Source organism: Oceanispirochaeta sp. M1, assembly GCF_003346715.1.
Taxonomy (GTDB): Bacteria; Spirochaetota; Spirochaetia; order DSM-2461; family DSM-2461; genus Oceanispirochaeta.
Genome location: NZ_QQPQ01000008.1, coordinates 94202 through 116201, shown reverse-complemented (window position 1 = coordinate 116201; position 22000 = coordinate 94202). Strand labels below are relative to the sequence as shown.

Below are 22000 nucleotides of genomic sequence, written 5' to 3'. Positions count from 1 at the left end.
TTAAGACTTAGGATACGATGATCGCATCGAATTTACAGCCTTCATAACAGGCACCGCACTTGATACATTTGTCCTGATCAATAACATGAGGTTTCTTTCGTTCACCCTCAATACAGTTAACGGGACACTTTCTTGCACAAACGGTACAACCGATACATTTGTCAGCTATTATTTCGTAATGAACCAGATCCTTACACTTACCGGCAGCACATTTTCCTTCTTCAATATGCTGTCTGTACTCTTCATAGAAATTATCGATTGAAGAGAGGATTGGGTTGGGAGCAGTCTGTCCCAGTCCACAAAGAGCTGCCTTTTTCATTGCGGCTCCGATATCCTTCATCTTCTGAAGATCGTCTAACTCACCCTTGCCCTTGGTAATCTTATCCAGGTACTCATAGAGCTTCTTGGTTCCGATTCTACAGGGAGCACATTTACCGCAGGACTCTTCAACAGAGAATTCCAGGTAAAATTTGGCAACGTCAACGATACAGTCGTCTTCGTCCATAACAATCAGACCACCGGAACCCATCATGGAACCGATTGATGTAAGGCTGTCAAAGTCGATAGGAAGGTCCAGATTCTTCTCTGTAATCATACCGCCGGAAGGACCACCGGTCTGAGCAGCTTTGAACTTCTTTCCACCGCGGATTCCACCACCGATATCAAATACAATTTCACGGAGTGTTGTTCCCATGGGAACTTCAACAAGACCGGAGTTCTTGATTTTACCGGTGAGGGCAAATACTTTTGTACCCTTGGATTTTTCTGTACCGATTGATGAGAACCACTCTCCACCCTTGTTTATAATCACAGGGATATTGGCAAAGGTTTCAACATTGTTGATAACAGTAGGTTTCTGATACAGACCCTTTACTGCGGGGAAAGGCGGCTTGGGAATTGGCATACCGCGGTTTCCTTCAAGAGAAGCCAGAAGAGCTGTCTCTTCACCACATACGAAAGCACCAGCTCCCAGTCTTACTTCAATATCGAAATCAAAACCGGAACCAAGAATGTCTGTACCCAGGAGCCCGTAATCTCTGGCCTGCTGCATGGCAACTTCCAGTCTTTCAATTGCAAGAGGATATTCGGCTCTGATATAGATAGCACCCATTTTAGCGCCTACACAGATTGCTGCAATAGCCATGGCTTCCAATACGGAATGGGGGTCACCTTCAAGAGTCGAGCGGTCCATATAGGCACCGGGATCTCCCTCATCAGCATTACAGACAATGTACTTCTCATCATCCTCTACCTGTTTGGTGAAATTCCACTTCATCCAGGTGGGGAATCCCGCACCACCGCGTCCACGGAGTCCGGAAATTTTCAGCTCTTCGATAATATCGTCGGGCTTCATTTCGAAAAGACATTTTTCCATGGCGGCATAACCGTCACGGGCAATATATTCATCAATATTAGCTGGATCTATCAAACCACAGTTTCTCAGTACGATTCTGTACTGTTTCTGATAAAACTCGATATTGTCGATATCAAAGGCATCACCCTTTTCACCCTGTTCGGGTTTATAGAGGATACGGTCAACCATTCTTCCCTTAATGATGGTTTCAGAGATAATCTCTTTAGCATCTTCGGGAACGACTTCTACATAAAAGGCCTGCTCGGGGAGAACCTTTACAATTGGTCCTTTTTCACAGAACCCGAAACATCCTGTTTTTACGATCTGTACATCTTCGGCGACACCCTGAGATTCCGCTTCCTTCAGGAGAGATTTAAAAATATCATCTCCCTTTGCGGATTCACAGGCGGTACCACCACAAACCAGTATATAATTCTTTACTGCCATGTTTTCCTCTCTTTCCTATTTGATGATGTCGCCGGCGGGCTTATCCTGAATATGATCCTGAACCATCTTCTTGTGCATAATGTGCTGTTCAACAATACTCTTTGCCACTGCTGCATCTACGTTTCCATAAATAACATTGGGCATTCCGGGAACCTTGACTTCCACAGTGGGCTCACTGTAGCAGAGGCCCATACAGCCGGTCTGTTTTACAACAACATCATTCAGGTTGTTAATCTTGATTGTATCGAGAAAACCATCCAATGCATCCTTTGCACCGGCAGCGATACCGCATGTTCCCATTCCAACAATAATATGTATTTCTTTTCCATCTGTGTCTCTTCGTTCCATTTCACTTTTTTGGGAACTTCTGAGTTTACGCAGCTCTTCAAGGGTCATTTTAGCCATTGTTAATATCTCCTTAAATGATCAATCCTCTTGGGAAAGATCCTGTTCCTGTGATCTTAGATAATCACGTAATAAAAGCATGGCGCCTGATTCATTGAAATTACCAAGTACTTCCTGAAGCTCTGAACGCTGCAGGGTGTATCCTGATTCATTTCCATCTTCACTGGTGATCATCCTATTAATGATCAGTTCGTAATCCCCTTCAAAACAGAGGGTCTGCAAAAACAGCCCCGGCCAATCCCCCTCGGGAGGTGTATCATAATTCCCCAGGTCAAATCGTATGTTTAAAGAGGTTCCCTTATTCTTCTCAGAATGTATCTCGAAAAGACCTTCGGTCTGTTCTACCGTCTGTATCAGAAAGGGGATTCCAAGCCCGACCTTACGGTGCTTATGCTTGATTCCGTCGCTGTAAAACGGATCTTTAGCCTTTTCCAGCTCTCCTTCTGTCATCCCGCAGCCATTGTCTTCCAGGCGGACAGTCAGATATTGTTTATCCCGAATCAGATCCAGCTGGATCCTCGGGGCATCAGCTTCAACAGAATTCTGAACCAGATCCAGAACCATGTCACTCAGTGAATAATGCATCAGTGTCTATACTTCATTACTTGAATTTTGCAATGATCTCAGGAAGCATTTCTGTGGTGAGTTTTCCGTAAACTTCATTTCCCACAGTCAATACTGGTGCAAGACCGCAGCAGCCAATGCAGCGAACCGCTGCCAGAGAGAACTGTCTGTCTTCGGTTGTTCCGCCGCAGCCGACACCGAGGAGCTGTTCCAGCTCTTCAACCAGATCCTGTCCACCTTTGAGGTAACAGGCTGTACCCATACATACGGAGACTGTGTGCTTACCGGGTTTTTCAAGTTTGAAAAAGTGGTAAAAAGTCACAACACCGTAAATCTTAGCTAAAGGTACGTCTAAAATTTTTCCCAATTCAAAAGCGATGTTTCTGGGAATATAGCCGTACTCTTCCTGAACCCTATGGAGAACCATTATTAGGTTTCCGGGTTTCTCTTTCCATTCCTCAATAAAACTGAGCAGACCCTCGGTCATTTTCAATTCTTCTGTTTCAACAGGCATGGAACCTCCCTATTAAATCTATATAAAATTACTGATTTGGATATTATAGAGATTCTCTGTTAAGAATTCAATAATTTTTGACGACTTTTTGTGATATAGAGCCGTTAGGCAAACCTAACTTTACATTTATTGTGAAATCTGTCACAATAACTACCGATGAAAGCCAGTGATGACCATACAACCCGATTAATAAAATACAAAAGGATACTTATTCAGCTAAAATCTTTAGGGCTGGAAAAGGTATTTTCAAGCAATTTAGGGGATGCGATAGGCATAAATCCTACATTAGTACGAAAAGATTTCTCCATAATGAATCTGACCCAGGGAAATAGAAAGGGCGGATACAGGATAAGTGAACTCATCGATTCCCTGAACAATATACTGGGAACAAGCGAACTTCAGGATGTTGTTGTTATAGGCTGCGGCAACCTGGGAAAAGCCCTGATAAAGCATGAGGCATTTTATAAAGAAGGGATTAATATATCCGCCGGATTTGACAGCAACCCCAGGGAAGCAGAGATCAACGGCATCCCCATCTACCCCATGGAAATTCTGATGAATTATGTTACACAGCATGAGATCCGGGTCGCCATACTTTGTGTTCCCGCGGGAGCTGCCTCCCACACAAGAGATAAACTGAGTGAGGCCGGAATCCAGGGTATTCTGAACTTCGCACCTGTAGAACTGAAAAGCACCGAAGAACAGAAAATCCAGAATGTTAACATCTGCCTGGAAATTGAAAACCTGTTTTTTCAGATAAGCAGTAAGGGTCAGGCCTTAAGGTCTACAAAAACAAACTAGCCCCGGGGCACAGCGATTCTTAAACTATCATGCAGATTGACTTTGCCCCTGATATGATTAAACTGAATAATATGCAGGGTATTCCTTTTAATACAGACAATTCTCCTTCTGTTATCCTTGAGATGATTTTCCGCCTGAAAATCAAAAATGTGATGACTCGAAACGTCAGAACCGCAAGTAAAAAATCCTCAATGAGAGAAATTCAGAAAATCATGAAGGAAGAGAGAATTACGGGTGTCCCCATCACCGACGGCTTAAGACTTTGCGGCATAGTCAGCATGGAAGATGTTCTCTCCACCATGGACGAGGGCCTTATAGAAGAGGAAGCCTTTAAACATATGACAAGGAATGTAATTGTCCTTGAAGAAGATATGCCACTCTCCTTTGCAATCAATTATATGGATAAATATCATTACGGCCGTTTTCCCGTACTCAATATGAACAAGGAACTGGTAGGTATTATAACCAGCCGTGATATCGTAAACCACCTGCTTATAGAAATGAATAATGAAATGACCCGCCTGGAAGAGATGGTTCCAAAGTCTGAACCCGAAGAGAGCGGTTCACATGAGATGAGCTTTCTCTGTCATCGTTATGATTTTGAAAATGCGGGTAAAGCATCAACCGAAATAAAGAAGGCTCTCAAGAAAAGAGGGATAGACCGGAAAATTATCCGGCGTATTGCTGTAGCCTCATACGAACTTGAAATAAATGTAGTGGTCCACTCCCTGGGTGGGGGCATGTCCTTCACCATCGGCCCTGATTCTGTAAAAATCATTGCCGGAGACAACGGTCCGGGAATTGAAAAGGTGGAAGATGCCATGACCGAAGGTTATTCCACAGCCAATGACTGGATCAGATCTCTGGGATTCGGTGCAGGAATGGGTCTGCCCAATGTAAAACGGGTATCCGATGAATTTCATATAGAATCGGTTCTGGGAGAAGGGACTACAGTAACTGCATTGATCTATACCACTCCCCCTGCACCCGGCGAAGAAGAACCTGTGAAGAATAAATAAAATGAGTCCAGAAAAATCAGGAGTACAAAATGAAAGTTAAAGATCTTGCCGAAAAGCTAAGCTACGAATGCCTTGTGTCCGAAGGAAATGAAGAAGAAATACTCGACGGTTATACTTCCGATCTCCTCAGTGATGTTATGGGAAACTCTCCCGAAGACTCTATTCTGATAACAATACAGGCCCATAAAAACACTGTGGCTGTAGCCTCTCTGGCAAATATAAATGTACTTCTTATCTGTAATAACCGCCCTGCCCCCGATGATATGCTCAAGGCCGCTGCGGATGAGGGGATATCTGTCTTCCGTACAAAAGATAACCAGTTCACTGCTTCATGGAAGGTACACGAGCTGCTCTGATGCTGATCGATCTCCATAACCACTCCTGCCTCAGCCCCTGCGGCAGTTTGGAAATGTCTCCCACCCGTCTTGTAGAAGAGGCAGCGCTAAAGGGGATCTCCATGCTTGCCCTTACAGACCATAATGCGGGAGATAATCTGCCCGCCTTTGATAAATGCTGCCGCCGTGCCGGAATAGTCCCAGTATTCGGGATGGAGGTGACCGGCCGGGAGGAAGCTCACCTTCTCTGCCTTTTCGGAAACCTGAAAACTGCCGTCCGATTCGGTTATGAAATCTATGAAAATCTCCAGACCATTCCAAACAACCCCGATATGATGGGAGACCAGATTATTGTGGATGAAGATGAGAATATTATTGGCGAGCTGGATAAATATCTGGCCAGCGGCGCCGTTGATTTTTCAATGGAAGAGCTTATCATCATGGTTCATGAGAGAAACGGTCTGTTTATCCCGGCCCATATTGACCGGCCAGCCTTCAGCATCAAAAGCCAGCTGGGCTTTCTGCCGGACAATGACTATGATGCTGTAGAGGTAATGCACAGCCCCTGCGATCTGAACAGCAGACGCTATTTTGAAATCACAGGCTCCGATGCACACTATCCTGAAAATGTGGGAATGCGGAGCTTTGAGATTGATCTGAAAACACCCGACTTTGAAGAACTGAAGTTATTTCTCAGTAAATAAAAATATCATCGGGGCAGCATGGTCATATTCAGCATTGCCTCTCCGACTCTGACTTCCTCAGTATTTTTCTTTGACCTCTTCAGCCCTCTGGAACTCATCACAACATCTCTAACAGATTTAAAGACCTCGTAGGACTCTCCATCAATAACGGTGGGAATGGTAATGGCGGGAGGCGGTTCAACAGAAAAGGCCGTAACAATCATCTGCTCCACACCGAAGGGAGCCTGAACCTCAAATTCATAGGGTAGGGGCACGGCTCTGTTGACCATATCCATGCCGATAAAAAAAGATGGTTCCAGAAGTACTTTCTCCCCTGTGGCCAGGCAGTAGGTTATCTGAAGAAAAGAGGGCTGATTCACCCTGAAATAAAGCTGAAGAATCTCACCTTCGCTGAAAACAAGAGCATCCTCATCGGCACCTTTGTTTGTCCATATATCTACATTGATTCCACCATCGCTCAGAGCTCCCTCGGAGAATTCACTCATGGCGATCATTGCCTGATCAAAGTTCTGGGGTTTCAGGTCCCTGTTCCCCCTGGCGGAAGAAGGTATCAGGACATCGGCCTTACCGAGCTTCTCACCCTCGGTGTTCATAGCAATAACGATAAGCCTTATCTTAGCCCCCTCATCCCAGTACTGCCCGCGGAATATAATCTCATCCCCACCGCGGTTCAGCTCATCAACAAGAGCCGGCTCCATCAGATCGGCGGCATAACGGCCGAACTCACTGGAGAATGAAGTGGATTCAAACAGAAAAGGGCTGACCTTGATTGCCCCTCCGGGGACCCCCTGCATAGCCATCATCCAGGCCATTTTCGCAAGTCCCTCTCTCAGATTTGAGGCATCCCGGGATGAGATATCATCCATCAGGGAACTATATCCGGACTCAAAATCCAGTAGATCTTCAATAGAACTCATAGAAGAGAATCCGCTGAAAAAACTGCTGTCCGGGGAACTGGAATCAACTGCTCTGTACAGAGACCAGAGTTCATAAATTTCCGGAAAGAATTTCAGATTGTCATACAGTTCAGCAAGGGCTTCATCACTTTTACCATTATCACTCAGCTCCCGGGCATCTCCATAGGCCTGTGATATGGAATACCAGATCCCCGTAGCCTCATCTGCATAAGACTGCTTCAGGGACTCCACAACAACATAGGAAAGGCAGAACAGATTTTTTCTGTCTTCATAAAAAATATAATCTGCATCGCTGACTGTAGTATTAACTGTGGATCTGGTGATAGAGGAAACCGCGGAATCATAATTATCCCCGGACTGAATCTCTTCAAGTATCTGCTCCGACTGGATCATGATCTTGATCTTCTTGGATAGATCAGTCAGAGATTTATCTATGACAGTATTACGGAATTCACTGTCATCCTTACTGATCATGGCAAAACCAGTGAGGTGGGAAGCATCAGAAAATGGGTTTACAGTGCCGTAGCTTTTAACCCAGTCCGGAGTTACAGCTGTAAGAGTTGCTGAAATTATAATTGAAAATAGAAAAATGAAGGATATTTGTTTCATAAGACCCTCCCGGGATAAGAGACTTTTATTCTAGCCGAATAATAAACAACTGTCAAAAAAGTATAATTCCTGAGAATAAATTCTGAGATTCCTTGGATATATGAAACAAAGAAAGATATACTGTTACTGAACAGTCAATGCTATTAAAAGTGTTGTAGTTGTAGAGCATACGGTTGACCGTTAAAATCTGGCGGCCTGTATAGCCCATCGACATTAAGAGATTAGAACAGGGGGATTGAAAATCGATCCCCGTAGTTTAAGGAGAAAACATGAAAAAGAATTTAGTCATTATAAGCGCCCTTCTGGCATTGGTCCTTCTGGCAGGATGTGCTTCCGGTAGTGGTGGAGAAAAAGTAAAAGAGAGAAGAGATCTTCCTGAATGGTTTTTGAATCCTCCTGTAGCTGATGAAATTATTTACGGCCTCGGTATGGCAAAAATGTCCTCAGACAGCCTTTCCCGTGATACAGCGATTGCCAGAGCCAGAAAAGATGTAGCCCTTCAGGTGAGCACAAGAGTACAGTCAATGATGACAGATTACGCTCAGGAAGCTGGAGCCGAGGGAAACACACAGACCATCAATTTTGTTGAAACCGTTACCAAACAGGTAGCCGATGTAGAGCTGAAAGGATCAAATACCGAAAAAGTATATGCCGCGGTAGACGGAAACTGGTTTGCAATGGTTGCCTACCCCAAAGCAAACTTTACAGAAGAAATAGCCGGTATCTTCTCCAGAAACGAAGACGCAGCTTTTGCTGAGTTCAAGTCTGATGAAGCTCTGAAAATGTTGGAAGCAAGTCTTGCTGATGAGCCCCTTAAATCATCCGCAACTGCCGAATAAACAAACTGTAAAAACAAACTGAATATACCGCTTCCTCCGGGGGGCGGTTTTTTTATACCTCCGAAAAAATATGATACTCCCGGGAAATTGAAAAACCTTTATTTAAGGGCTATAGTAGTAGGGTATTCATCCGGAGAAAAACAATGAAAAAATTACAGATATTACTATTTTCAGCAGTCCTTACCCTGGCCGCCATTCCGGCCTGGGCCGATATTTCCGCAATAATCGTAGACCTTGATGGTGAAATTGCTATCTCAAGGAATGGCATCTTTCTGGATGACTGGGAGATCGACTACGGTACAGAACTGGAAAGCCACGATATTATACAGACAGGAGCCGACGGTTATATTGAGCTGAGTATTGAATCCCCCGTATCTCCCGGCCTCAGTCTGAAAGTAATGCAAAATACCACACTCTTCATTGAACACAGCGTTAAAAGCCGGAAAGCCGAAACATCTGTAACCCTACATCGGGGAGCCGTACAGACCAGAGCGGCCGCATTGATCAAAGGAAACAGCTTCAATATCAAGACAGAGACTTCTGTCATGGGAATCAGGGGAACCACTTTTACCGTAACCCAGTCTCCCGACACATCCATACTGGTCAGCTGCCGGGAAGGTAAGGTAATCTGTACTACAAAAGAGAGGGACTCAGGAATTCAGCCGGGTACAGTTTATGAAACCAATCCTTCAGGACAGTTCAGAGTAAAAGATCTTGAAGTGGACAACATAGACCGTTATACACAACAGTGGCAGAAAGCAAGACTCGATGCCCTGAAAATAAACGGGGCAGTATCCCTTGAGCATTACGCCACATTATATCTCCAGATTGTACCTAAATTCCAGAACGCCTATGAAGAGCTGGAATCCAAAGCGGCAATTTTCAGTAAATGGGAAAAAATAATAGAGGAAGGCAGATCACTTCCTATGGGAGATGCAGTACAGGACAAGACTGCTGTAAGCAAAGGGATAATAGCCCTCCGTTCCAGTCTTCCCATGATGAAACACAGTTACTTCACCCTCTATGACCTTTCCCCTATAATGGAAGAGTCCAGGTGGGAAAATCTTTCAGAAACTACTGAAAGCACTATGGCCTACTACAAAAAAACCCAACAGGATTACCTCGAAAAAATAACAAAAGCTCAGTATTTTTTCAAGATATTCCTTGAAATGGACAGACAGTCATCACCCTTTGGAGAAGATGAAGGCGGCAGCCTCCTGGATGACTTCCTGATGGACAGTGGATTCTGAACCGTTCAAGAAATTACAGAATACTAAAAAATGTAATAATCCCTCCCGGGGAAATTGATAATCCCCAATATCAAGGTTATAGTAGTAGAGTATTCCCCGGGGAGAAAATGAATAAAACTACTCGAATCCTGCTTTTACTGATCTTACTCTTGATGACTCTATCCCCACTCTGGGCTGAAATCTCTGCCGTCATAGTTGATATGGACGGAGATGTCATGATTTCACATAGAGGCGTATTCCTGGAAAAATCAGAGATTGACCTCGGAACAGAACTGGGTCCCCATGATATTCTTCAGACTGGTGCTGACGGATATGTAGAGATCTCAATTGATTCTCCTGTTTCCCCCGAGCTCTCTGTGAAAGTGATGAATGAGACAACTCTCTTCCTCGAACATACTCTGAAAAAGCAGAACCCCGAGACCTCCCTTATTCTTCATAGAGGCGGTGTACAGAGTAAAATTGCAGCTCTCGTAGAGGGTGCCGAATTCAATATCATAACAGACTCCTCTGTTATGGGAGTCAGAGGAACATCCTTCTCTGTTATAACAGCTGCAGATACATCCATTCTGGTCAGCAGCCGGAACGGTAAGGTCATATGTACCACAAATGACGAAGACAGTTATATTCAACCCGGAAAAGTCTATGAGACAGATCCCAACGGCCAATACAAACTGGTAAATATCCCGATATCAGAAATTCAGAGATACACAGAAGACTGGATGGCAGCCAGGATGGAATCCCTCCTGATAAACGGAACAGTATCTCTTGAACACTATGCCAATCTTTATCTGCAGACAGCCCCTGGTTTCCTGGAATCCTGGTCTGAGCTGAGCGGAAAGCAGGAGATATTCAAAAAATGGGAACGAATAATTGAAGAGGGCAGAACCATATCCATGGGTGAGGCTACAAAAGACAAGATTACCCTGAGCAATGGAATCATAAGACTCCGCTCAAGACTGCCTATAATGGAACATGTATTCTACACCCTCTATGATCTGACCAGAATTATGGGTGAAGCCGAAGAGAGTGACCGGGAACTTTCAGACACGGCAGACAGAACTCTCCTCATCTATCATAAAAGACAGGATGAATTCCTGGAAAAACTGACTCAGGCCCGTTATTTCTACAGAATATTCCTGGAAATCGACAAACAGTCCTCAGGACACAGCCTGATGCCCTCATCTGATCTGATGAACGGCTTTCTGATGGATGACAGCTTCTTTATCACTCCACCGGCTCCGGGACAGTGACAGCGCTCAGGCGGCCTTTAATCAGCAATAGGAAATGATAAAAAAAGGAGCCCCGGGGCTCCTTTCTGATTTTACGACATATAGCCAGTGTTATACGTTGAACTTAAAGAATATGCAGTCACCGTCCTGTACCACGTATTCCTTTCCCTCCATCCGCATCTTTCCTGCAGACTTGATAGCCCCTTCACTTCCGGATTCAAATAGATCTTCACAGTGATAGACATCAGCCTTGATGAATCCCTTTTCAAAATCAGTATGAATAACTCCTGCTGTCTGGGGGGCTTTCATCCCTTCATGGAAGGTCCAGGCCTTATTTTCGACTCCACCGACAGTAAAAAAAGTTCTCAACCCAAGAGTCTTATAGGTTGTCTGAATCAGACGGCTCAGTCCGGATTCTTTAAGTCCCGCTTCCTCAAGAAAAACATTCCGCTCTTCGGGATCATCCAGTGCAGCAATATCCGCTTCCAGTTTTCCACAGAGAACGACAACATCTGTGCCTTCCTTTTCTGCTATTTCACGAACCTGCTTTACAAAATCCGATTCTGTTTCAATTCCGTCTTCATCTACGTTGCAGAGATAGATCTGTTTTTTCATGGTGATAAGCTGAAGCTCCTTTGCAAGGACGCGCTCATCATCATTCATCTCCATTCCCCGGGCTGGAAGGCCCTCTCCCAGATGGTCCATAAGACGCTCAAGAAGGGGCTTCAGTGCAAGTGCCTTTTCACGTACAGACTTATCACCGGCTCTGGTAAATCTCTCATTCTTGGAGAGTCTGTTCTCAATGCTTCCCATATCAGCCAGGGCAAGCTCAATATTGATAACTTCAATATCATCTGTCGGATTGATTCTATTTTCCACATGGATAATGTCTTCATTTTCAAAACAGCGAACCACATGAACAATCATGCCCACCTCACGGATATTGGCCAGAAATTTATTTCCCAGACCTTCCCCCTTGGAAGCACCCTTAACCAGACCGGCTATATCTACAAACTCAACAACCGCAGGGATAACCTTATCAGCGGGAACCATTTCCGCAATCTTATCCAGACGTTTATCGGGGACACTCACAATCCCGATATTGGGATCAATAGTACAGAAAGGATAGTTCGCCGCTTCTGCAGGGGCGGCTGTAAGGGCGGAAAAAATTGTGGACTTACCTACATTGGGAAGACCTACGATACCGCAATTCAAACTCATATAATTCCTCTTATTTACTTTCAGAACTGATTAAAGCCCGGATATTTCAGACAGTAAAATCAGTACTGTTTTCAGATTTTATTTTTTTTTGCCGTGAGGATTCTTTGAAGCTTGGACACTGCCGTCCTGTTGCTTTTTTGACTTCAAGAGAAGGGATCTGTCTTGATTTGATACCGAATACTCTGCAGCCCCGCGGAAAGGCGGGATCCCAGGTCACGAAAAAATGCTCACATTTCAGACAATCAGGGCCCTTCCCCTTCTTCACAGCTATTATGATTCCTCTTTCAGATAATACTGCATGAGCTGCAAGAAATAATAGATCTTCTTATAGATTTCAGACATTTCTTCAATAATAGGAAGCTCACTCATCATCTCAATCTCTTTCCAGTTAACCACCAGCTCATGTTTGGGAGCCTTATAGTCATCGATACAGCGTTTGAGGTTCTTTCCGATGGCAAAGAGATTCTGTACAGATTCATTGATTATAGTCAGACCTTCGGAATTGACATTATTCAGCACATTCCGCATGGCATCCAGGGCACTTCGGTCACGATCCGCCGCCTTGGCCAGCCGCTTAAGCTTCCCGCCCATTTCGGTTTCATCGGCGAGATTATTATCAAATTTCAAAAGATCATCCGATAGGGTCATCAACTGATGATATGACTCCGAAAACTGCTGCGAGGCAAGACTTGTTGTCCATTGTCCTGTGATGAGAAGCTTATCCACTACCCTTCGAATAGGTCCCTTATAATAATCCAGATAAAAGGCCTTCAGATAATTCATGGGTTCAACATACTGATAGCCCACATTGATCTTCTTTGAAAAAGCCATATTGCTTCTTTCGGTATAATACTTCAACCGCACAACTGAGGTGGTACCGAAGATTGCCATAAGCAGGGAATCCTGCTGGCTCTTCTTTCTCTCCCCCACAATACTCATCAGAGTATTCTCTGCAGTTTTTTTCACAGAACTGAGAAAATCTTCGACTATTTCATAACTGTTATGCTCAGGAACAACCTTGTAGGCAACATCCTCGTCAAGATGAATTATCATCAGTTTGAGGATTTCAGTCTTACGGAATTCCTTTACTGCATTAAGAACCTTCTTCCATCCGTCACGTGAAATAACTTCCATATCCCTGTACATCGCCAGGATATCCAGAAGACTTTCCCAGTCTGCATCCACATCGATCGTAGGCAGAATGATATCAAAGTCTTTCAGATCATCAACGATATATTCACCGTTAATACTGTCAAATCGGGTGTTGTAGGAAAAATCCCGTTCCGGAAGCATGGAGTCGAACTTCTTTAAAAAAAAGTAGTAATCAAAACGGATAAATTCCTGAAGAATCATTAGCGCGCTGTAAAGATCGTTTATTTTCCTGGCCAGAGGGAGATCAAAAAAGGAGTAGATATCAATAAGCTCCTGCTTAATGCTCTCCTTAACGACCTTGAGATTCTTCTGACTTTTACAGCGGGCACGGATATTATCCTCACTGAGATTATCGAGAAGTTTAACCTGATCTTCCGACAGGAATTTTTCTATTATTATAGATTTTATTGCATCCGATCCCTGTAGAGACTCAAGCAGAACCTGCGCAGGTCCTACTTCTTTATAAATATCAAAGAAAAGCTTAGCCAGAGCCGGCTGGGCAGTATTTCCTTTGACTCTGAAATATTTTCCTCTTTTCTTAAGATCTTTACCGATCTCTTTCAAAAAGCGTTTTTTATCTCTGTCAGCATCGCCCAGATTGGCGAAAACACCCATTATTTTCTCTATAAAACTCATAGCACCATCTTTCCCGATTTTTCCGGGGACATGATTTTGACCATGTTCTTAATTTAGGGTAAATTAAATCAGCTGTCAACGAGGAAAAAAACATGGAAGAAGGACAAAGACTGAACTGCAAACCAATTATAGGCTCCCTGAACGCCCTGGGTTTTCATGAGACCGCTTTTCTCAGCTCTGATAATCTTCCAGAAAAATTTTTTCAGAATTCTGAAATGCCAGAATACAGCACTCTTATAATTGGATTTTTCCCCTTTGAAAATACCGGAAAAACAGGTCTTATAGCCCCGTTTGCATTAAAGAATCACTACAAAGATATGGTTAGAAGAATGAAACAAGCCTTAAAAGAGGCAGGAGATCCTTTTTCAGAACTCAATAAAAGACAAGTCAGATTCTTCTCCAATTCCCGTTTTCCCGAAAAAGAGATGGCCATAACTGGCGGGCTGGGGTTCCGCGGAAGAAATACCCTTGTAATCAATACAGAATTCGGAAGTAGAGGACTTCTCGGGGGGATGATTCTTCCATATAGACTGGAAGAACAGAAACAGGATGGACAGATCAATAAAATTAATTCGGAAATCAGCTGCGGAACCTGCCGCCTCTGTGAAGAAGCCTGCCCGGGAGCTGCTCTTAAAGATTACAGACTGGACAGGAGTAAATGTCTGCAGCACTGGACAAGCGAAGACGGAGCGGTTCCTGACAGTCTGAAGGAAGTCTGGGGAGAGCGTATCTACGGATGTATGATCTGCCAGGACTGCTGTCCGTGGAACAAAAAAGACAGAAAAGGGAATAGTATTGATCTGGGTATGATTACTCCTGAACCACCCCTGAAATTCTATCTGACAAAGTGTAAGGAGGATATAAAGTCTGAGTTCAAAGGTACAGCACTGGGTATGAGCTGGATCAAGGCTGAGCATCTTATCAGAAATGCAATTATCTCTTCTGCCTGTTCAGAAAATAAGAACTTAAATGAGTATATAAGTAAATTTCAAGACGCAGATGACGATGGAATTAAAGATGCCGCCCGCTGGGCTCTGAAAAAGTCAGACCACACCGGGAGCCAGGCTGGTCAGTAGCTGACCAAGCTTATCGAGCTCTTCCATACGGGTATAAACCGGACTTTTCACCTTATGTGATTTTACATCCAGACGTACGACTTTAAGATAAAGCTCATTAACTCTATCCGCAAGAATATTGAGATTAGCCTTCAGATTATCTGCAGCCATATCCGCCAGAACCTTCTCTGAAGAAGATGCTTCTTTTAACAGACTGCTGCCTTTAAGACCGGGAATAACCTCAGTCCGTGCTTTATAGATAAAAACAGATATTGAGTAGACTCCGTTGTATAGTTCTTCAAACTTGTAGCCCTGATTCTTATACATTTCCAATTTCTCGGTAATATTTTCAATAGAATTCCTCTGATCATAGGGCATATCCATCGACAGAAGAGCAGAACGGATAAAAGTATTGCTCATATTACTTCTGTAGTGCTTACGGACTTCATCCAGCATATCAAAAATGTCATAATCAAAAACGGGCACGTTAATCCTCCATAATCATTGACCTTATTGTACCTCGAAAAACAAAAAACACAAACCCTATGGAATCTGAAAAATCATTCAGCTGAAATGGAATCCCTGATGAGTTCCCCGGTGCTGCAATTCATCCCGGACAAGATTATATACGGAAGACTTGTTAAGAAAAGCCCCCGGTAACTTATGGCGAAGTCTCGGAGTATCAGTCGTCATCCGCATAATGACTGTCTCCGGGGGGATACGCTCCAGTGAATCCGCCACATAAAGAACATGTCTCCGACTGTCAGGAAAAGAGAGTTCCCCGGCGGCATACTCCTGATATAAAGGAGAACCTGTAGGAATATGCAGATTGTGAAATTTCACACCATCCGGTCTTAATGAAGCCAGATAATCGACACTCTCCATGATCTGCTCATGGTCTTCTCCCGGAAGACCGAAAATCAAATGAACAGCAATTTTAATGCCTGCAGCTTTAAGAAGAGTGTATGCTTTCTCAAAACAGGCACGGTCATGTCCCCTGTTTACCCTCTCAAGAGAACTGTCATGTGCAGACTGCAGTCCCAGCTCAACCCAGACATCAAAATCATCACTTTGATAGGAGCCCAGAAGGTCAGCAATTTCTTCATCAATACAATCGGGGCGAGTGGAGACAACCAACTCTACAAAATGTTCCAGAGCCAATCCTGCATCATAGGTTTTCTTCAGTTGGGCGACAGTCCCCCAGGTGCTGGAATAAGCCTGGAAATAGAGGATGTATTTATGGGCATCGTATCGTTTTTTAAGGGGCGCGATGGATTTCCTGATCTGTTCCTGCAGAGAATAGCTTTCTTCTTCTCCCAGGTATGTAGAACGAACACCGTAGACATCACAGAAACTGCAGCCCGGATTAAAGCGGTTTTCTCCCCTGTTGGGACAGGAAAATCCTCCGTCCACTCCGACACGGTAGACCGTCTCTCCATACTTCTCTTTCAGATAATCACTGTATTTCCTGAATAACACCCCCCTATTATCACCTCTTGCACTTTTATTGACAAGACGGAGAAGCCCGACCAGTTGACAACCCCGGGGGACTTGCCTAAAGTCTTACTCATGATCCGAAAAGCAGGAATACCACTATTACTTTCAGTCCTTATCTTATTTTCCGGATGCTCGAAGATTGAAAGGAATATCAAGGTATACTCTGATAGAGCGGAAGTTGCAGAACTGGTAAACCTGTTCAACCAGAGCCAGTCTCAATACACTGCTGTCTTTATCTATAAAACCTCAGGGAGTGAAGAAGGGAGCAATCCTGGAAATCAGGATATTGTAATAAGCAGCGGACTCCACAGCAGCTTTTATAAGGAAAAACTCAGCGGACTGAACAGTCTCAGAAAAAAAAGCTTCGTTCAAAGCATATATCCTGAATTGCTGAAAACCGGTATTTCAGACACAACCCTTAAGACAATACCTCTTTCTGTCAGTCTCCCACTTGTTATATCCGGTGATACGATTTCAGAAGGTAAATATACTTCCTGGAAGGATCTCAGCCGCTATGCAGCCGATTTCAATGTTCTTAAGGAGGACAGTCTGATCCATTCCGGCTTTTCACCTCCCTGGTCCAAAACCTTTTTAACAGCCTATTTCAACAACCGGATAGACTCATTTAGAACTGAACTGAATAAAAATAATTTTCAGGAGATCCGGGATAGATCTCAGGAACTCCTGGCCTGGATCATTGAAACCAACGGCAGCCTTGAAATGTGCCGTGCATTCAGCAAAAAATACCGCTATATCCCCGATTACAGATTGATAATGAACGGAAGAATAGCCTTAAGCGTTATTCCTTTAGAGGAGTGGGCTCTTCTACCCGACAGTATTACACGTGAATTAAATGCAGAAATTCTTAAATTCGAAGACGGCGTTCAGAGTATCGGAATTCTCTCTGCCGGCATTCCTCTTCAGTCAGAAAATCAGGCAGGGGCTCTCTTTTTCCTGAACTGGCTGCTTGAAGACTCCACATGGGAGGATTACCTGACCATAGTAAGCAGGAACAGGGATGAAAGCTTTGGATTCCTCAATGGTATTTCGGCTTCTGAAAAACTGAATACTGATCTGCTTCCCCGCTATTATCCCTGGATGAAATCACATACACCCAGAGCAGGTGAGTTTGCATCTCAGACTGAGATAGAGTCCCAATGGACCCAGGTCTGGACAGAATTGTTCCTGCCTCTTGTTTTAGAATCTGTCACAAACTCTCAATTTTCCAAAGACTTCAGCAACGAATATAGAAAATGGCTCCTTCAAAATCCCGATCCCTGGGAATAATATTAAATATAAAAATTTGACATATCATAAATTCCATTATAGGATACGATTAATAAAATAAACCTATGGAGGCACTCTATGGCCGAAGTAATCTTAAAAGACATCACCAAAATTTATGATGGTGGAGTAAAAGCGGTGGATAAAGCAAATATCCACATTAAAGACCAGGAATTTGTTGTACTGGTAGGACCTTCCGGATGTGGTAAATCCACAACACTGAGAATGGTAGCGGGACTGGAAGACATCAGTGATGGTGAACTTCAGATCGATGGAAAGAGAATGAATGAAGAGGCTCCCAAAGACAGGGACATCGCAATGGTTTTCCAGAACTATGCCCTCTACCCCCATATGTCAGTTTATGACAACATGGCATTCGGACTCAAAATCAGAAAATATCCCAAAGCAGATATCGACTCTCGTGTTAAAGAAGCTGCTCAGATTCTGGATATTGAAGAACTTCTCGAAAGAAAACCTAAAGCTCTTTCCGGTGGACAGAGACAGCGTGTTGCTGTAGGTCGTGCGATTGTTCGTAAACCTAAGGTATTCCTTTTCGACGAGCCCCTTTCCAACCTTGATGCTAAACTGAGAGTTCAGATGAGAGCCGAAATCGGTGCTCTTCACTCAAGACTGTCTGCAACAATGATCTATGTAACACATGACCAGGTAGAAGCCATGACCATGGGTGACAAAATTGTTGTTATGAAGGGTGGTATCATCCAGCAGATCGGATCTCCCCTGAAACTGTACAACGAGCCTATTAACAGATTTGTTGCAGGATTTATCGGATCTCCACCCATGAACGTGGCAGTTGCCAAGGTAACCGAAGAAGGTGGGAAAATTGTTATTACCGAAGAAGGTATGACAGTAGCCATCGATGACGACAGAAAAGAGACTCTTAAAGCCTATGTAGGAAAAGAGCTTCTCGTCGGAATCAGACCTGAAGACCTTGACTTCACAACAACTCCTGTTGATAACAACATGAGTGCCAAGGTTGTGGTAATTGAGCCCCTCGGTGCTGAAACTCAGCTTCACATCAACACAGGATCTCATACATTCACAACTAAGAATGAGCCCACCATTCAAGTAAAAGTAGGCGACACTGTCAACTTTACTCCTAGACTGGAAAAACTCCATTTCTTTGACCTTGAGACAGAAAGATCTCTATTCTTCACTGAAGACTGATCTTAAGTTTTGAATTACAGACCGCTCCTTATGGGAGCGGTTTTTTATTGCCCTTTTGGACTTGATGTATATACTTTTTAATATGAAACTTTTAAACAAATTCAAAAGAAAGCTACTTTTATTATTTTTATTAACCCTATCCTTCAGTCTGTGGGCAGAAGAAATAGTAATTAGAGAAATTAATTTCGTTGGTTTAAAGCGAACCAAAGAAAAAACAGCCCTGCAGATTGTTAGACCAGTAGAGATCGGAGATCTTTACAGCAAAGAGTCTGAGTCCATCATCATTCAGGAACTGAGAGAGGCTGGCATCTTCAATCCGGAAATCACAACAGAGGTTACATTTGACGGACAGGAAGCAATCATAACTGTCAATCTCAAAGACCGCTGGACACTAATCCCCATACCCATTTTTTCTTTCTCCCAGAATGGAGCCTGGAGAGTAGGTGTTCTTGGTATTGAAGGAAACCTTCTGGGGTATAACAAGACACTTGGCCTGGGATTCTTTTACGGGTCTGAAGGATGGTCACTTCTTTCTTTCTACAGTGACAGCATTTTCCTGGGTACTGATATGACTTTTTCATCTTCTGTAAATCTCGGACTGAACGAAACAACAGATGAGAATGTCAACGAGGAAACAATCAGATCCTATCAGAGTGACGAGATCAGACTTGGGGTCTCCCTGGAATACCCCTTTACTGAGGAATTATCCTTTACAACAGGATGGGCTTACGACAGGTCGGTACTGAGAGATGAAAGTGCTGTCGCCACAGGACTGGACAATCTGAATTCAACGGGACTCTCGGGAGTATTGAAATGGAAGGATATCTACTACGATATTCCCTATGAATACGGACTGCTGGCAAGTATCAATTACGGATGGAACTGGGGATTACAGGAGACTGAAAACTATCAGAAAATAATTGGTAAGTTCAAATGGGGTCTCAATCCTGCCTGGAAACATCTTTTCCTGATCACAGCAGACACGGGATTCTCTCAAAATCTGCCTGTACAGTCACAATTCCGTCTAGGAGGAGCTCCGGGCAGCCTGGTCCTTCCCATGGGTAGAATTGCAGCTGAGGAGTATGCAAAAGCATCAGCTGTCTACAATATACCCCTCTGGTATTTTCCAGGAGGAACCCTGTCAATGAAAGCATTCTATGAAGCTGGCTATTATAAATCTGATCTGATCAATCAAACTCTCTTTCATGGTCCCGGGACAGGTATCGAGATATTTATCAATAATCTGGCGATACCTGCCCTTCAGTTTAATATAGCCTGGAACCTGGAAACTGGGAGATATCAGTTTACTGCAGGGGTTGGAATGGGAGGCGGTGCACCGGATTAGTCACCATAGAGAGAGGGCTGTTGCAGCATAAGCAATAATCTCTTCCGAATTTACCATTACAAATTCTCTCTGCTTCGATTGACAACCCGGGGAACTGGGTTTATTTTTTCATAAACACTCACTGAACCCTTACCGGTTAAAAAAGGATTTTTATGAATTATTTTAATACACTGTCCCTAAGAAAGAAACTGGATCAGCTGGGAACATGCAGCCTTATATCCCGGTCTGAATTTGATGGAGTTGAAAAACTTAAAGGGAAAAAAGTTGTAATCATAGGTTGCGGTGCCCAGGGTCTTAACCAGGGACTAAACATGAGAGACAGCGGTCTTGATGTATCCTACACTCTCAGAGAGGGAGCCATCAAAGAGAAAAGACAGTCTTATATCAATGCGACAGAAAATGGATTCAACGTCGGTGTTTATGCCGATCTTATCCCCCAGGCTGACCTGGTACTTAACCTTACTCCCGATAAACAGCACAGCCCCGTTGTGGAAGCTGTAATGCCCCTTATGAAGAAAGGTGCAGCCCTGGCTTACTCACATGGATTCAATATCATCGAGGAGGGAATGCAGATCAGAAAGGATCTTACAGTTCTGATGGTTGCTCCCAAGTCTCCCGGTTCAGAAGTAAGGGAAGAATATAAAAGAGGATTCGGAGTACCCACACTGATCGCAGTTCATCCCGAGAATGATCCTCAGGGTGACGGTCTTGAAATTGCAAAAGCCTATGCTGCCGGTACCGGCGGTCATAAAGCGGGTGTTCTTCTATCCTCCTTCACAGCCGAAGTAAAATCAGACCTTATGGGCGAGCAGACAATTCTCTGCGGTATGCTCCAGGCCGGTTCAATCCTATGTTTCGATAAGATGATAGAAAAGGGAATCGATTCAGCCTATGCCTCCAAGCTTATTCAGTATGGATGGGAAACTGTAACCGAAGCTTTAAAACATGGTGGAATCACCAACATGATGGACCGCTTGAGTAATCCTGCAAAAATCAGAGCCTTCGAAGAATCCGAAGAGATGAAAACCATCCTCAGACCTCTGTTTGAAAAACATATGGATGACATCATGAGTGGAACCTTTTCATCATCCATGATGAAAGACTGGGCTGCCGGAGATAAGGACCTCCTGAACTGGAGAGAAGAAACCGGTGCGACAGCCTTTGAAAAGACAGCAGCAGGGAGCATGGAGATTACCGAGCAGGAATACTTTGACAACGGAATCCTCATGGTAGCCATGGTAAAAGCCGGTGTTGAGCTTGCCTTTGAAGTAATGACCGAATCAGGAATTAAACAGGAATCAGCCTACTATGAATCACTTCATGAACTGCCCCTGATTGCCAACCTGATCAGCCGGAAGAAACTCTATGAGATGAATAAAGTAATATCAGACACAGCAGAATACGGCTGCTACCTCTTTGCAAATGCTGCAGCTCCCATGCTGACTGAGTATATGAAAACTGTTGAGACAGATATCATCGGAAAAGGACTGGGTGCAGCATCCAACCAGGTCGACAATGCCAACCTTATCGAAGTAAATGATTCAGTAAGAAATCATTCTATCGAAGAAGTCGGTAAAAAGCTCCGTGGTTTTATGACCGAAATGAAATCATTGAACTAGAGAGACCCCAGGGAATAAA

The 22000-nt window shown here is 43.8% G+C and carries 21 protein-coding genes; 12 read left to right on the top strand and 9 right to left on the bottom strand.

Annotated elements, in window-relative coordinates:
- Positions 1-7: 7 nt before the first annotated feature.
- The 4 genes from DV872_RS07405 to DV872_RS07390 are packed head-to-tail and all read right to left on the bottom strand — an operon-like array spanning position 8 to position 3284.
- Positions 8-1801: an NADH-quinone oxidoreductase subunit NuoF gene (locus DV872_RS07405; RefSeq protein ID WP_114629225.1), complete on the bottom strand. Its 1794-nt coding sequence runs from the start codon at positions 1799-1801 to the stop codon at positions 8-10.
- A gap of 15 nt (positions 1802-1816) precedes the next feature.
- On the bottom strand, positions 1817-2206 hold the full coding sequence (locus DV872_RS07400) for a ferredoxin (protein WP_114629224.1): 390 nt from the start codon (positions 2204-2206) through the stop codon (positions 1817-1819).
- A gap of 21 nt (positions 2207-2227) precedes the next feature.
- Positions 2228-2791, bottom strand: a complete 564-nt coding sequence (locus tag DV872_RS07395) for an ATP-binding protein (protein WP_114629223.1) — start codon at positions 2789-2791, stop codon at positions 2228-2230.
- 16 nt (positions 2792-2807) lie between these two features.
- A complete protein-coding gene (locus DV872_RS07390) occupies positions 2808-3284 on the bottom strand; it encodes an NAD(P)H-dependent oxidoreductase subunit E (protein ID WP_114629222.1) in 477 nt (158 codons plus the stop codon).
- A gap of 156 nt (positions 3285-3440) precedes the next feature.
- Between DV872_RS07390 and DV872_RS07385 the strand changes: the two genes are divergently transcribed.
- Genes DV872_RS07385 through DV872_RS07370 form a run of 4 tightly spaced genes read left to right on the top strand, consistent with a single transcriptional unit; the run spans position 3441 to position 6143 of the window.
- Positions 3441-4085, top strand: coding sequence for a redox-sensing transcriptional repressor Rex (locus tag DV872_RS07385; protein ID WP_114629221.1), 645 nt, complete (start codon positions 3441-3443; stop codon positions 4083-4085).
- A 29-nt stretch (positions 4086-4114) separates the two neighbouring features.
- Positions 4115-5104, top strand: a complete 990-nt coding sequence (locus DV872_RS07380; RefSeq protein WP_230391482.1) for a CBS domain-containing protein — start codon at positions 4115-4117, stop codon at positions 5102-5104.
- A gap of 29 nt (positions 5105-5133) precedes the next feature.
- Positions 5134-5460 (top strand): iron-sulfur binding hydrogenase, encoded by a 327-nt coding sequence (locus tag DV872_RS07375; RefSeq protein WP_114629220.1) that lies wholly within the window; start codon positions 5134-5136, stop codon positions 5458-5460.
- On the top strand, positions 5436-6143 hold the full coding sequence (locus DV872_RS07370; protein WP_230391481.1) for a PHP domain-containing protein: 708 nt from the start codon (positions 5436-5438) through the stop codon (positions 6141-6143). The genes DV872_RS07375 and DV872_RS07370 overlap by 25 nt, the downstream gene beginning before the upstream one ends.
- A gap of 5 nt (positions 6144-6148) precedes the next feature.
- On the opposite strand, the gene DV872_RS07365 is transcribed toward DV872_RS07370, so the two are convergent.
- On the bottom strand, positions 6149-7669 hold the full coding sequence (locus DV872_RS07365) for a hypothetical protein (protein ID WP_114629218.1): 1521 nt from the start codon (positions 7667-7669) through the stop codon (positions 6149-6151).
- Between the two features lie 269 nt (positions 7670-7938).
- On the opposite strand from DV872_RS07365, the gene DV872_RS07360 reads away from it, so the two are divergent.
- The 3 genes from DV872_RS07360 (at position 7939) to DV872_RS07350 (ending at position 11008) form a co-directional block, all read left to right on the top strand.
- Positions 7939-8508: an LPP20 family lipoprotein gene (locus DV872_RS07360; RefSeq protein ID WP_114629217.1), complete on the top strand. Its 570-nt coding sequence runs from the start codon at positions 7939-7941 to the stop codon at positions 8506-8508.
- A 143-nt stretch (positions 8509-8651) separates the two neighbouring features.
- Positions 8652-9758: a FecR domain-containing protein gene (locus DV872_RS07355; RefSeq protein WP_114629216.1), complete on the top strand. Its 1107-nt coding sequence runs from the start codon at positions 8652-8654 to the stop codon at positions 9756-9758.
- 107 nt (positions 9759-9865) lie between these two features.
- The gene (locus tag DV872_RS07350) at positions 9866-11008 is read left to right on the top strand and encodes a FecR family protein (protein WP_114629215.1); all 1143 of its coding nucleotides are present in this window, start codon (positions 9866-9868) and stop codon (positions 11006-11008) included.
- A 90-nt stretch (positions 11009-11098) separates the two neighbouring features.
- Here DV872_RS07350 and ychF read toward each other — a convergent pair whose 3' ends face one another.
- Complete coding sequence (gene ychF / locus DV872_RS07345) at positions 11099-12208, bottom strand: redox-regulated ATPase YchF (RefSeq protein WP_114629214.1); 1110 nt, start codon at positions 12206-12208, stop codon at positions 11099-11101.
- A gap of 270 nt (positions 12209-12478) precedes the next feature.
- Entirely contained in the window at positions 12479-13996 is a 1518-nt protein-coding gene (locus tag DV872_RS07335; protein WP_114629212.1) for a DUF5312 family protein, read from the bottom strand.
- 92 nt (positions 13997-14088) lie between these two features.
- On the opposite strand from DV872_RS07335, the gene DV872_RS07330 reads away from it, so the two are divergent.
- Positions 14089-15072 (top strand): epoxyqueuosine reductase, encoded by a 984-nt coding sequence (locus tag DV872_RS07330; protein WP_114629211.1) that lies wholly within the window; start codon positions 14089-14091, stop codon positions 15070-15072.
- Here the strand turns inward: DV872_RS07330 and DV872_RS07325 are convergent.
- Positions 15040-15537 (bottom strand): hypothetical protein, encoded by a 498-nt coding sequence (locus tag DV872_RS07325; RefSeq protein WP_114629210.1) that lies wholly within the window; start codon positions 15535-15537, stop codon positions 15040-15042. The two genes, DV872_RS07330 and DV872_RS07325, sit on opposite strands and share 33 nt — an antisense overlap.
- A 78-nt stretch (positions 15538-15615) precedes the next feature.
- Positions 15616-16530 carry a TIGR01212 family radical SAM protein gene (locus DV872_RS07320; protein ID WP_233516416.1) on the bottom strand — a complete coding sequence of 305 codons (915 nt, stop codon included), beginning with the start codon at positions 16528-16530 and terminating at the stop codon, positions 15616-15618.
- A 90-nt stretch (positions 16531-16620) separates the two neighbouring features.
- Between DV872_RS07320 and DV872_RS07315 the strand changes: the two genes are divergently transcribed.
- The 4 genes from DV872_RS07315 (at position 16621) to ilvC (ending at position 21981) form a co-directional block, all read left to right on the top strand.
- Positions 16621-17835, top strand: a complete 1215-nt coding sequence (locus tag DV872_RS07315; protein WP_114629208.1) for a hypothetical protein — start codon at positions 16621-16623, stop codon at positions 17833-17835.
- A 78-nt stretch (positions 17836-17913) separates the two neighbouring features.
- Positions 17914-19017 (top strand): ABC transporter ATP-binding protein, encoded by a 1104-nt coding sequence (locus DV872_RS07310; protein ID WP_114629207.1) that lies wholly within the window; start codon positions 17914-17916, stop codon positions 19015-19017.
- An 82-nt stretch (positions 19018-19099) separates the two neighbouring features.
- A complete protein-coding gene (locus DV872_RS07305; protein ID WP_158546873.1) occupies positions 19100-20362 on the top strand; it encodes a BamA/TamA family outer membrane protein in 1263 nt (420 codons plus the stop codon).
- Between the two features lie 152 nt (positions 20363-20514).
- Positions 20515-21981, top strand: a complete 1467-nt coding sequence (gene ilvC / locus DV872_RS07300; protein WP_114629205.1) for a ketol-acid reductoisomerase — start codon at positions 20515-20517, stop codon at positions 21979-21981.
- The last annotated feature ends 19 nt before the right edge of the window (positions 21982-22000 follow it).